This window comes from Tepidimonas fonticaldi, assembly GCF_001675355.1.
Taxonomy (GTDB): Bacteria; Pseudomonadota; Gammaproteobacteria; order Burkholderiales; family Burkholderiaceae_C; genus Tepidimonas; species Tepidimonas fonticaldi.
In genome coordinates this window covers 41,668-54,297 of the sequence record NZ_LZDH01000045.1, presented here as the reverse complement: position 1 = coordinate 54,297, position 12,630 = coordinate 41,668, and the positions used below count along the sequence as shown (strand labels likewise).

Below are 12,630 nucleotides of genomic sequence, written 5' to 3'. Positions count from 1 at the left end.
GCGGGCCGCGCCACGCCTGCAGCCGCTCGTGCAGCACGGTGGCGCGGGTGTGCTGCGTCTGGCTGTGCAGGCGGATGGCGCTGTGGGCGATTTCCATGGACGGGATATCGGCCCTGTCGCGCCCGCGCTGCAGTCGCCGCCGACGAACGGCGCTAGACTGGCCGCATGGACCACCCTGCACCTGTCGCCGCAAATGCCGGTACCCCCGCCGGCGGTGCGCAGCGGCTGCCGGCGGATGCGCTTCGCCTGCGCATCGATCCGGCCACCCTGGGCTTCGAGGACACGACCGAGCTGGCGCACGAGCCGCTGCCCTGGATCGGGCAGGAGCGGGCGCAGACCGCCGCCCGCTTTGGCCTCGCCATCGACCAGCCGCACTACCACCTGTTCGTGCTGGGCGAGGTGGGGACGGGGCGCTCCACCCTGCTGCAGCAAGAGATGCGCGCCGCCGCGGCCGCCCGCCCGGTGCCGCCCGATCTGTGCTACCTGCACAACTTCGCCACCCCCGAGCGGCCGCGTGCGCTGCGGCTGCCCGCGGGCCAGGGGCGCGCGCTGCGCCAGCGCATGGTCGAGTTTTGCCGTGTCCTGCAGGCCGAGATCCCCAAGCGCCTCAACGAGCCCAGCTTCAAAGCCGCGCTGTCCGCGCTGGAAAAGACCTACAGCGACCGCGAGGCCGAAGCCTATGCCGCCCTGTCCGCGTTTGCGCGGGCGCGGCACTTCGCGCTGCGGCGCGACAGCGGGCAGCTCATCTTCACCCTCATCGACGAGCGCGGCGAGCCGTTGACCGCCGACGCCATGGCCGCGCTCGATCCGGCCCGCCGGGCCGCCTACGACGAGGGCGAGCGCGAGCTGCGCGCCGAAATCCTGCGCTTTCTGGAGGTGACCGGCCCGCTGGAGCGCGCGCTGCGCGACGGCGTGGAGTCGCTGCGCCGGCAGGCCGTGCGCCCGGTGCTGGACCGCGAGCTCGACGCCATCCGCCAAGGCCTGCGCAAGCAGTTCAAGGACACACGCAAGCTCGGCCAGTGGCTGGATGCGGTCGAGCAGGACGTGCTCGACCACCTGGAGCTGTTCGAGCCCGCCGACCCCGAGGACGAAGACGACCGCCGCGACGCGCTGGAGCGCCGGCTGCAGCGCTACCGCGTCAACCTCGTGGTGGACAACGCCGAGACGGTCGGCGCGCCGGTCATCATCGAGAACAACCCCCTGTACCGGCCGCTGTTCGGCAGCATCGAATACCAGACCGACAACGACGTGCTGGTGACCGACTTCAGCCGCATCCGCGCCGGCAGCCTGCTGCGTGCGCACGGCGGCTTTCTGATGCTGCACCTGCGCGACCTGTTTGCCGACGACCTGGTGTGGGAGAAGCTGCGCCGCTTCCTGCGCAGCGGCCGCCTGCAGATCGAAGAGCCGGGCACGATGTTTTCGGCGCTGGCCACCACCTCGCTCGAGCCCGAGGCGGTGGACGTGGACGTCAAGCTGGTGCTGATCGGCTCCAACGAGCAGTTCTACGCCCTGCAGGAGGGCGACCCGGAGTTTGCGCGGCACTTTCGCATCAAGGTGGACTTTGCCGAGACCTTCGGCGCCAGCGACGCCACGCGGCGCGCCACCGGCGTCTTCGTTGCGCACACGGGCGCGCGCCTGGGGTTGCCGCCCTTCAGCGCGGCGGCCGTGGCGCGTCTGATCGAGGACAGCCACCGCGAGGCCGAGGACCGCGCCCGCCAGAGCGCCGCCTTCGCGCGCACCGAAGCCCTCGTGGTCGAAGCCGCCGAAGTCGCCCGCCGCCGCGGCGCCCGGCGGGTGGAGCGCGAGGACGTCGCGGCGGCGATCGCGGCCCGCAACCGTCGCCACGACTACCCGGACGAACGTCTGCGCGAGGCCGTCGCCGATGGCGACCGTCTGGTCCACCTGCACGGCGCGCGCATCGGCCAGCTCAACGGCCTGTCGGTCATCGACCTGGGCGACTACCGCTTTGGTCTGCCCATCCGGGTCGCCGCCCGCACCCTGCCCGGCACCGAAGGGCTGCTCAACATCGAGCGCGAGGTCGCCCTCTCTGGCCCCATCCACGACAAGGCCGTGCTGGTGCTGCACAGCTACCTGTCGGCCCTGTTCGCTCCCCTGGCCCCGCTGGCGCTGACCGCCTCCATCATGTTCGAGCAGGAGTATGCGGGCATCGAGGGCGATTCCGCCTCCTGCGCCGAGTTCTACGCCCTGCTGTCCTCGCTGTCCGGCCTGCCGTTGCGGCAAGGCATCGCCGTCACCGGCGCCATCAACGCCTTCGGCGAGGTGCTGCCCATCGGCGGCGTCAACGAAAAAATCGAAGGCTTCTATCGCGTCTGCGCGGCGGCTGGGCTGGACGGCAGCCAGGGCGTCCTGATCCCCGCGCGCAACCGCCGCCATCTGATGCTCGCCGACGAGGTCTGCGAGGCCGTCGCCGCGGGGCGCTTCCACGTCTGGGCCGTGGACCATGTCGCCGACGGCATGGCCCTGCTGACCGGCGTGCCCTTCGGCGCCGAAGGGGCCCGGGCTGCGGGCGGCGGCGTGGCCCCGCCGGACGAAGCCTTCCCGCCCGACAGCGTGCTCGGCCGCGCCGCGGCCACGCTGGTCGCCTACCGCCGCGCCTGCCTGCGGGCGGGCAACCCGCGCGCGTGGCGGCGCAGGGGGTGAGGGTCTGCGGGCGGTTATACCCGCCCGGCGTCTGTTACATCCACCCCCGCGCGCGCAGCGTGTCGTTGACCAGATTGCCCATCAGCGCATTGGTGCGCGGTGTGCCGTGGAAGTTGTCCGAGAACACATAGCTGTTCCACCAACCCGTCCCGGCACCGGCCGGCGCGGCCGCGGTCAGCGACGCCTCGGTGCAGGTTTGGATGCTGTACGTCGGCAAACCCCGGGCATCGGTCCCCGTGGCAGGGCATGCGGGTGAGGTCGTGTTGGTCAGACCATAGGTTGCCGGCGAGGCCAGCCACTGATTCAGGGCGCCGAAGAAATCGACCACCGCCACCCGCGATTCCGCCGCAAAGCGCTGGGCCAGTCGGCTGTTGTACGCGCCCACCCAGGCGCGCGCCGTGGTCGCGATTTGCTCGGCCACGGCGGCCCCGGTGGCACCGCCGCCGCTGGATTGGGCGACAGCCGCCAGCAGTGCCAGGAAGCGCGGGGTGCGCGTCACGTCCGGCGCGTTGAGCACGACCACCCGTTTGGCCCCTTTGGCCAAGGCCTGTGCCTGCAGGGTATCGGCCAACTGATCGGCCAGCGCGGCCATATAGAGTCCGCCCGCCTGCGCGAGCCCGGCATTGCCCCCGGCCGCAGCCTGGGCGACTTGCGCGGGGCTGAGCAGCTCGCCCAACAGCGCCACATATGCCGCCCCACCGTCCGCCGAGGCGCCCAGATAGGCTCCGATCAGGTCGGCGGCGTCATTGCCACCTCCCACGACGAGCAGCACGTCCCGATCGCCGTAGGCGGTCGCCCCCAGATCGCGCAGTTGCTGCTGGATGGACAGCGGGGTGCTGTCCCCGGCCGTACCCGCGACATTGATGCGCGCACCCCCGACGGCATGGCTGGTGCAGTGGGCCGCCGCCGGGTTGGCAGCGACGGCATTCGGCCCGGTGGCCGTGTAGCGCGGGCACAGTGGGCTCACGTCCACGGCGTCCGCCACGTGATCGACCCAGATCCGCGTCTGGGCCAGTGTCGCACCCTGCACCGTGAACTTGAACCCGAATGTCCCGGCATCGGCGAGGCTGTCGCCGGCCACCTTGAGCGCCGTCACATCGGAGCCACTGCCGCAAGCGGTCAACACGGCGGCCACGGCAACGGCGGTCAGGCGATGCATCCAGCGCATGGGCAAACTCCTTCAAGGTTGGGGTGAGATACGTCCCATTGTAGGAATGCGTTGGTCGAGGTGAATATTCGGGTTGTCCCGCGTGGTTTGTCTGGCGCGCGACATTCGGCGCACGAATTGGGTGAAATACCCGGCGCGGTATTTGGCGTGGTCGCGATGGGCGGGATGTTGATCCAGGTCAAAAACGCTGACATCGCGATCGGCAAAATGCCTGGAGCACCTCAGCGGTGCACCAGGCATCTCGGGTGTTTCTTGTTCCGGGTTGTTTGGCTCGATTCCTCCCCGTTTTATCGACTCTTCTCATGTCCGCTACATTGGGTCAGCCCGTGGTATTGACCACCCCCGCCCAGCCGTCTTTCGGGCCGCGGTCCGTGGCGTTTCACCCGATTCTGTCGCCGGGCGTGCGGTGCTTTCAGCGTTTGCGTTTTGCGGGCAAGGCGCTGCTCATTTCCATGAGTTTTATGCTCCCGATGGTGGCGCTGATCCTGGGGCTGCTGGCCAATCAGGCACGGGAGGCCCGTCAGGCGCGCATGGACGCCACGCGCCAGCATGTCGAGGTGGCGCACGGGGTGCTGGTTTGGGCGCATGGCCTGGAGCAATCCGGTCAATTGAGCCGGGCGGCTGCGCAGGATTTGGCCAAGCGGACGGTGGCCGCATTGCGCTATGACGGCAGCGAGTATTTCTGGATCAACGACATGCAGCCTCGGGTCGTCATGCATCCGATCAACCCCAAGCTCGACGGGCAGCCCGCGGGTGACATTCGAGATCCCAACGGATTTGCCTTGTTTCAGGGGTTTGTGGATCAGGTCCGGCGCGCGGGCGAGGGGTTTGTTGCCTATCAATGGCCGCGCCCCGGCAGCAGCGAACCGGTGGACAAGCTCTCGTATGTGAAAGGCTTTGAACCGTGGGGGTGGGTGATTGGCTCAGGCATTTATGTCGATGATCTGCGCGCCGCCGAGTGGCAACGCTGGCAATGGGCGGGGGGGATTTCGCTGCTGGCCTTGATCGTGTCGGGGTATCTGTTTTTCAGCTTCTACTGCGTCATGGATGCCGGGTTGCGCGAAACCCGTGAGCATCTGCAGGCGATCGCGCGGGGCGATTTGACGCGCGCGCCCCAACCCCGTGGCAGCGACGAGACGGCGCAACTCCTGCTTGATCTGCGGACCATGCAGGATGCCCTGTGCCACATGGTGGAACGGGTGCGCGGGTCGAGTACCCAGATCGTTCAGGCCAGCGCCGAGATCGCGGCGGGGGCGCACGACCTGTCCGCGCGAACCGAAGCCACCGCCGCCAACCTGGAAGAGTCGGCGGCGTCGATGGAGCAGATTGTGGCGACCGTCCAGAGCGGCTCCGCCCTGCTGGGTGAGGCCGCCCAGACGGCCCGCGACAGCGCCCGCAGCGCCGGCGCCGGCGGGCAGGTCATGCAGGATGTGGAGCGGACAATGGCCGACATTCGCCAGTCGTCGCAGCGCATCGGCGAAATCATTGGCACGATCGATGGCATCGCGTTCCAGACCAACATTCTGGCGCTCAATGCGGCCGTCGAGGCCGCCCGAGCCGGCGAGCATGGGCGCGGCTTTGCCGTCGTGGCCGACGAAGTGCGCAGCCTGGCGCAGCGCAGCGCCGCGGCGGCGCGCGAGATCAAGGCCTTGATCGACGCCAGCATGGCGCAGGTGGGCGCGGGGGCGCAGGTCGTGGCCCAGGCTGGGCAGGCCATGCGCGACATCGTGGCTTCGGCGGAGCGGGTGGATCGGCTGCTCGATCAGGTGGCGCACGGTGCCGCGGAGCAGGATGCGGGCATCGCCCAGGTTGGGCAGTCGCTGCAGGAACTGGACCGCATGACGCAACAAAACGCCGCCATGGTCGAGCAGACCGCCGCCGCGGCAGCGTCCATGCGCCAGCTCGCGCAGTCGCTGGCGCAGGAGGTGGATCGTTTTGTGTTGCCGATGCGGGGGTGAGGGCATGGTCGTGAAAGACGTTCATGTCGCGCTCGTGCAACATGCGGTCGGGTTTCGGCGTGAACGATTGGGCGGTTGAATACACTTTGCCAGTGCCGCGGGTGAATGCGGCACTGATGACCAACAGCATGCAAGAAGGGAGGGGCATGTGAGCCAGCATTCGGTAGGGATGGCGATGACGGTCGGTGCGCGGATTGCACTGGCTTTGGGGGTCGGCGCAGGCGCGCTGGGTTTGGCGGGTTGCGCGACGGAGACCAACCGGGTCGTCGCCGCCACGCAAACCCAGGCGGCGATGTCGCAGGCCGTGAACCCGGTTCCGGCGCAACAGCGGGTTCCGGTATCCATCGGCAAATTTGAGAATCAAAGCGCGTTCATGCGCGGGGCCTTTTCGGATGGTGTGGATCGCGTGGGCAATCAGGCCAAGACGGCGCTGATCGCGCATTTGACGCAGACGGGGCGCTTCACGGTCATGGACCGGGAAAACATGAGCGAAATCCGACAAGAAGCGTCCATCGCCGGAGGGCAGCTCAATCTGAAAGGCGCCCGCTTTGTCGTCTCGGGGCATATCACCGAGATGGGCCGCAAGGAGGTTGGCGACAAGCAGCTGTTCGGCATTCTGGGCCGGGGCAAGGAGCAGGTCGCCTACGCCAAGGTGATGATCAATGTCACGGACGTCCAATCCGGTGCCGTGGTGGCCTCAGCGCAGGGCGCGGGCGAATACGCATTGGCGGCCCGCGAGGTGCTGGGTTTTGGTGGGACGGCCGGATATGACTCCACGCTGGTGGGCAAGGTCATTGACCTGGCGATTCGCCAGGCGGTGGATGATCTGGTCAAAGGGTTGGACGTTCGCCGTTGGGCCAACTGACCGGAGGGTGAGATGCGCGCTGGATTGAGCACGTGGGCCGTCATTGCGGCCACGGTGGTTCTTGCGGGTTGTGCGTCCGGGCCCAAACGGGCGCCCTTGTATGAGTGGGGCCAATATCCCACGATCTTGCACGAGGATCTAAAGCAAGCGTTGCCCCCTGATCAGCAATTGAAGGCGATGGAGCAGCAACGCGCGCTCATGCAAAAAGCTGGGACACCGATGCCACCGGGCATGGCGATGCACATGGCATTGCTGCACCAGCGGTTGGGTCAATATGAGCAGGCCCGGCAGTACCTGGAGCTCGAGGCCGAGCGGTATCCGTCGCTCAGGGGGTTCGTCACCTGGCTGCAAAAACAAAACAAGGAGGGCAAGGCGGATGAGAAGTCGTGATCGTTGGCTGGGAGGAGTCGTGCTGTCGGCGGCGTTGAGCCTGCTCGCGACTGCGGGGGTTCAAGCGCAGGGCATCGAGGCGAGCCACGGGCATCCCAACCGTTTGGTGTCGGCGACGCCCGAGTTTGCCGTCGAGAAACCTCGTTCGGTGGTGGTGCTGCCGCCGGTCAACCACGCCAAGGACCTGCGGGCGAGTGAGAGCGTCTACCCCCATGTCTATGTCGCCATGGCGTCCAAGGGTTATGAGGTCCCCGCGCCGACCTTGGTCCAGGCGGTGTTGCGGGACAACGGCGTGGCCGATTGGGGCTTGGTGCAGGAGATTCCGGTCGAGAAACTGGCCGAGGTGTTCGGCACGGACGCGGCGCTCTTTGTGGACATCCACGAATACGGGACCCACTACCAACTGGTGCGAACGGTGGCCCGGGTGGAGCTGCAAGGGCGGCTGGTCTCGCTCAAGACGGGACGCGTGCTCTGGGAGGGGCGCGCCAAATGGGAGGACGTGGATCAGGACACCAGCAGCGTGGCGGCGTTGCTCATCAACGCGTTGGTGTCGCAGGTCGTGCGTGACAGCAGCAACTTTGCCTATCGCGTCGCGGGGTCGGCGGCGTCGCACTTGATCTGGAGTCAAAAACTGCCGGCTGGGACATTGTGTCCGGAGGTCGGCAAGGATGGGACGGACTGCTATCGTCCCCTCCAGTGACCCCGTGGCTGCGCCCCAGGGCGTCTGTTGACGCCTTGGGGTTCCCCCTCACCCCCGCATTAACGCCTCGATCGCGTCGGGCTCCACCGGCACGTCGCGGGTGATCAGTTCGCAGCCGTGGTCGGTCACCACGGCGTCGTCCTCGATGCGGATGCCCAGGTTCCAAAAGTGTTCGGGCACACCGGCGGCGGGGCTGACGTACAGGCCGGGCTCGATGGTCAGCACCATGCCCGGGCGCAGGATGCGGCTGGGGCGGTCGCGGATGATCTCGCCGCTCAGCGGGTCGCGCCGCTCGCTCACCTGGCCCACCTCGGCCGGTTCGATGTAGCTGCCGACGTCGTGCACGTCCAGTCCCAGCCAGTGGCCGGTGCGGTGCATGTAGAAGCGGAAGTAGTGCCGCTTCTCGATCACGTCATCCAGGTGGCCGACGTCGTTCTTGTCCAGCAGGCCCAGGTCCAGCATGCCCTGCGCCAGCACCTTGACCGTCGCATCGTGCGCATCGACGAAGCGCGCCCCGGGGCGGGTCGCGTCGATGGCGGCCTGCTGCGAGGCCAGCACCAGTTCGTACAGGTCGCGCTGGGGCCCGCTGAAGCGGCCGTTCGCGGGGAAGGTGCGCGTGATGTCGGATGCGTAGCCGTCCAGCTCGCAGCCGGCGTCGATCAGCACCAGATCGCCGTTGCGCACCGGGGCGGCGTCGGCGCGGTAGTGCAGCACGCAGGCGTTGGCGCCGGCGGCGACGATGCTGCCGTAGGCCGGCGACTGCGAGCCGCTGCGGCGAAACTCGTGCAGCAGCTCCGCGTCTAGGTGGTATTCGCGCACCTCCTCGCCGGCGCGGATCATGGCCGCGCAGCGGCGCATGGCGCGGATGTGGGCCCGTGCGCTGATCTGCGCCGCGCGCCGCATCACGTCGAGCTCGTGCGCGTCCTTCACCAGGCGCATTTCGTCGAGCAGGGCGCACACGTCGCGCTGCGCATCGGGGCACAGCACCCCATAGCGCACCCGGGCGCGCACCTTGTGCAGCCAGCCGTCGATGCGCGCCTCCAGCCCGGCGTGGGTGGCAAACGGGTACCAAACGGCGCGGCGGTTTTCCAGCAGCTTGGGCAGGCGCGCATCCAGTTCGTCGACCGAGTGGGCCTCGTCCACCCCCAGCGCGCCGGGCGCGGCCGCCGGGCCCAGGCGGTAGCCGTCCCAGATTTCGCGCTCCAGGTCCTTGGGCTGGCAGAACAGGGTGGCGTGTCCCTCGGCCGTCAGCACCAGCCAGGCGCGGGGCTCGGTAAAGCCGGTCAGGTAGTAGAAGTAGCTGTCGAAGCGAAAGGGGTATTCGCTGTCGCGGTTGCGCACCCGCTCGGGCGCCGTGGGGATGATGGCGATGCCGCCGTCGCCGAGCTGGGCCGCCAGCCGGGCACGCCGCTGCGCATAGCGGGCTTGGTGGGGGATGGGGGTCGTCATGGCGGGGATGATACGGGGGGCGCGATCCCCCGCAGCGGGGGCGGGCCATGGCCGATCCATGGCCGTGCGCTCACCCGCCCTCGAGCGTCGGGTCTGCCGCCGTGCCCGCCGTCTCGGATGGCGCGTTCAGCGCGGCCCAGCGTTGCGGGGTACCCACGTCGGTCCAGGCGCCTGCCCAGACTTCGGCGGTGACGCGGCCGGCGGCCATGGCCCGGCGCAGCAGCGGGGCCAGCGGCGCGGCCATGCCATCGGGGTTGCCGGGGGGGATGTCGCACCACGGCGGCTCGAACAACGCGCGCCGCAGCAGCGCCACGGTGGAGTAGGTCCAGCGCGGGCGCGGGTCGTCGGCCGGCAGATCCAGCGCGAGGCCCTGCGCATCCAGCCCGAAATCGCCGCGCGGATGGTGTGGCGGGTTGGGCACCAGCCACAGGTGGGCCAGGTCCGGGCTGCAGGCAAAGCGCGCCCGCGCCGCCGGGTCGAAGCCAAAATCCGGCATGAAGACATCCCCCGCCGCCAGCCAGAACACATCCGCCAGCCGCGGCAGGGCGCGGGCGATGCCTCCGGCCGTTTCCAGGGCGCGGCCGAAGTCCCGGCCCTCCATCGAATAGGCCAGCGCCATGGGACCGTGCGGGCCATCGTGCGCGTCGCCCAAAGCCGTCGGGATTTGCTCGCCCAGCCACGCGGTGTTGATGAGCACGCGCTTCGCCCCCGCGCGGGCCAGCGCGTCCAGATGCCAGACCAGCAGCGGCCGGCCGCGCACGGGCAGCAGGGGCTTGGGGCACGAGTCGGTCAACGGGCGCATGCGCTCGCCGCGGCCGGCGGCCAGCAGCAGGGCCTCGGCGGGCGGTTCGTGCGGTTCTGGGCTGGCCATCGGCGGAATGGGCGTTGCGGTGGGCGGCGCGCTTGGCGGGTGATCGTGCATGGGGGCATTTTGTCTACAATCCAGCGGGCGGCCATCGCTGCCGCTCCGTCCCGACAACCCTGGAGATCCCGCATGGCACACGTTCCCTCGACCGAGCACAGCGCCGCCGCGGCCGACCCGGCCGAGGCCATCGTCCCCGTGATCCCCTGGTTGATTCCGGTGGCCGGCGCCATTTTGATGTTCCTGCTGGCCTTCATCGCCGTCTTCATGGCCTGATCGGGCTTCGCGCGGGGGCGCTTGCCCCGTCACCGCGCAGCCCTGCGTGAGTGACCCCGCCGGGTTGTGGCCTGGTGGGGTTTTGTCATTGGCGCGTGGGTGAGGTACCAGGTGCCGCGGCCGTCATCGGGGTGTCATGATTCCATGCATATTTTGCATGGTGTTTTCGACGAGCGCGCCCCGGCCCGCGGGGGCGCTACATACAATGCCCGCTCGACCCCGCCGGACCGGCATGGGCCCGGGCCATCCCGCGGGCCTCGTGTCGTTGCCGCCACCGCGATCCGTGTGACGATCGGCCGTGGGGTCCCCGACGGCCGGTGCGCGGCACCGGCTCGATGCCATTGAGTCGCCGGAGCGTGTCGGCCAGCATCCGCTGGGGCAGGCTCGGGCGCACCGCGATCCAGGGTTTCACCGCCATGAATGCTCCCGTGATGCAGGGACTCCAGCTCAACACCCCCGCGTACGTCAAACACGCCCGCCTGATCGCCTGGGTGGCCGACATGGCCGCCCTGTGCAAGCCCGACCGCATCGAATGGTGCGATGGCAGCCAGGCCGAATACGACCGCCTGTGCGAGCAGATGGTCGCGGCCGGCACGCTCAAGCGGCTGGATCCGGTCAAGCGCCCCAACTCGTATCTGGCCTGGACCGATCCGTCCGACGTCGCGCGCGTCGAGGACCGCACCTTCATTTGCAGCGAACGCGCCGAGGACGCCGGCCCCACCAACAACTGGATGGCCCCGGCCGAGATGCGGGCCATTCTGCAGCATGGGCGCGACGGCCAGCCGGGTCTGTTCGACGGCTGCATGCGCGGCCGCACCATGTACGTCATCCCGTTCAGCATGGGGCCGCTGGGCTCGCCCATCGCGCAGATCGGCGTGGAGCTGTCCGACAGCCCCTATGTGGTCGTGAACATGAAGCTCATGACCCGCATGGGCCGCGCCGTCTACGACGTGCTGGGCAGCGACGGGCATTTCGTGCCCTGCGTGCACACCGTGGGCGCGCCGCTGCAGCCGGGGCAGGCCGATGTCGCGTGGCCGTGCAACCCCACCACCAAGTACATCGTCCACTACCCCGAGACGCGCGAGATCTGGTCCTACGGCTCTGGCTACGGCGGCAACGCGCTGCTGGGCAAGAAGTGCCTGGCACTGCGCATCGCCTCGGTCATGGGGCGCGACCAGGGGTGGCTGGCCGAGCACATGCTCATCCTGGGCGTGACCAGCCCCGAGGGCAAGAAGTACCACGTCGCCGCAGCCTTCCCCAGCGCCTGCGGCAAGACCAACTTCGCCATGCTGATTCCGCCCCAGGGCTTCGAGGGCTGGAAGGTCACCACCATCGGCGACGACATCGCCTGGATCAAGCCGCATGCGGACGGCCGGCTCTATGCCATCAACCCCGAGGCCGGCTATTTTGGCGTCGCCCCGGGCACCAACACGCTGACCAACCCCAACTGCATGGCCAGCCTGACGCGCGACGTCATCTTCACCAACGTGGCGCTGACCGACGATGGCGATGTCTGGTGGGAGGGCATGGGCCCCGCGCCCGCGCACTGCCTGGACTGGCAAGGCCAGGACTGGACGCCCGCCGATGGCGCCGCCGGGCGCAAGGCCGCGCACCCCAACGCCCGCTTCACCGTCGCGGCGACCAACAACCCGGCGCTGGACGCCCAGTGGGACGATCCGGCCGGCGTGCCGATCGACGCCTTCATCTTTGGCGGGCGCCGCTCCAACACCGTGCCGCTGGTGACCGAGGCGCGCACCTGGATGGAGGGCGTTTACATGGCCGCCACCATGGGGTCCGAGACCACGGCCGCGGCCTTCGGCGCGCAGGGCGTGGTGCGCCGCGACCCGTTTGCCATGCTGCCCTTCTGCGGCTACCACATGAGCGACTACTTCCAGCACTGGCTGGACATGGAGCACCGGCTGAAAGAGGCGGGCCACACCCTGCCGCGCATCTTCTGCGTCAACTGGTTCCGCAAGGACGCGGACGGCCAGTTCATCTGGCCCGGCTACGGCGAGAACATGCGCGTGCTGCGCTGGATGATCGACCGGCTGGAAGGCCGCGTGTCGGGCGAGGACCATGCCTTTGGCATCAGCCCCACCTACGACGAGATCCACTGGGAGGGCCTGGACTTTGGCCCCGAGCAGTTCGCTGCCGTCACCGACATGAACCCCGCGGACTGGGCGCGCGAGCTGGAACTGCACCAGGAGCTCTTCGACAAGCTGGCGCACCACCTGCCGACCGAACTGGTGCAGACCAAGGCGCGCATGGTGCAGCGCATCCTGGGGTGAGCGCACGCTCCTT

General features: G+C 68.9%; 10 protein-coding genes. 7 read left to right on the top strand and 3 right to left on the bottom strand.

Going from position 1 to position 12,630, the window contains the following annotated elements; genetic code table 11:
• The first annotated feature begins 165 nt into the window (after nt 1-165).
• A complete protein-coding gene (locus tag A9O67_RS04410) occupies nt 166-2,661 on the top strand; it encodes a Lon protease family protein (RefSeq protein ID WP_082955357.1) in 2,496 nt (831 codons plus the stop codon).
• 34 nt (nt 2,662-2,695) lie between these two features.
• Here the strand turns inward: A9O67_RS04410 and A9O67_RS04405 are convergent, their stop codons facing one another.
• On the bottom strand, nt 2,696-3,829 hold the full coding sequence (locus tag A9O67_RS04405) for an SGNH/GDSL hydrolase family protein (RefSeq protein WP_068607729.1): 1,134 nt from the start codon (nt 3,827-3,829) through the stop codon (nt 2,696-2,698).
• Nucleotides 3,830-4,281: 452 nt separating this feature from the next.
• Here A9O67_RS04405 and A9O67_RS04400 point away from each other — a divergent pair, with 452 nt between their 5' ends.
• The 4 genes from A9O67_RS04400 to A9O67_RS04385 all read left to right on the top strand — a co-directional run bounded on the left by A9O67_RS04400 (nt 4,282) and on the right by A9O67_RS04385 (nt 7,742).
• A complete protein-coding gene (locus A9O67_RS04400; protein ID WP_068608260.1) occupies nt 4,282-5,787 on the top strand; it encodes a methyl-accepting chemotaxis protein in 1,506 nt (501 codons plus the stop codon).
• 169 nt (nt 5,788-5,956) lie between these two features.
• On the top strand, nt 5,957-6,652 hold the full coding sequence (locus A9O67_RS04395; RefSeq protein WP_197484435.1) for a CsgG/HfaB family protein: 696 nt from the start codon (nt 5,957-5,959) through the stop codon (nt 6,650-6,652).
• Nucleotides 6,653-6,664: 12 nt separating this feature from the next.
• Nucleotides 6,665-7,042, top strand: coding sequence for a DUF4810 domain-containing protein (locus tag A9O67_RS04390; protein WP_068607727.1), 378 nt, complete (start codon nt 6,665-6,667; stop codon nt 7,040-7,042).
• 19 nt (nt 7,043-7,061) lie between these two features.
• Nucleotides 7,062-7,742 (top strand): GNA1162 family protein, encoded by a 681-nt coding sequence (locus tag A9O67_RS04385; protein ID WP_068607726.1) that lies wholly within the window; start codon nt 7,062-7,064, stop codon nt 7,740-7,742.
• Between the two features lie 48 nt (nt 7,743-7,790).
• Here A9O67_RS04385 and A9O67_RS04380 read toward each other — a convergent pair whose 3' ends face one another.
• Together A9O67_RS04380 and A9O67_RS04375 are read right to left on the bottom strand one after the other, a co-directional pair.
• The gene (locus tag A9O67_RS04380) at nt 7,791-9,191 is read right to left on the bottom strand and encodes an aminopeptidase P N-terminal domain-containing protein (RefSeq protein ID WP_068607724.1); all 1,401 of its coding nucleotides are present in this window, start codon (nt 9,189-9,191) and stop codon (nt 7,791-7,793) included.
• Between the two features lie 70 nt (nt 9,192-9,261).
• Nucleotides 9,262-10,062, bottom strand: coding sequence for a nucleotidyltransferase family protein (locus A9O67_RS04375; RefSeq protein ID WP_068607722.1), 801 nt, complete (start codon nt 10,060-10,062; stop codon nt 9,262-9,264).
• Nucleotides 10,063-10,185: 123 nt separating this feature from the next.
• Here A9O67_RS04375 and A9O67_RS13550 point away from each other — a divergent pair, with 123 nt between their 5' ends.
• On the top strand, nt 10,186-10,329 hold the full coding sequence (locus A9O67_RS13550) for a hypothetical protein (RefSeq protein WP_197484434.1): 144 nt from the start codon (nt 10,186-10,188) through the stop codon (nt 10,327-10,329).
• Between the two features lie 416 nt (nt 10,330-10,745).
• On the top strand, nt 10,746-12,617 hold the full coding sequence (locus A9O67_RS04370; RefSeq protein ID WP_068607720.1) for a phosphoenolpyruvate carboxykinase (GTP): 1,872 nt from the start codon (nt 10,746-10,748) through the stop codon (nt 12,615-12,617).
• Nucleotides 12,618-12,630: the final 13 nt, after the last annotated feature.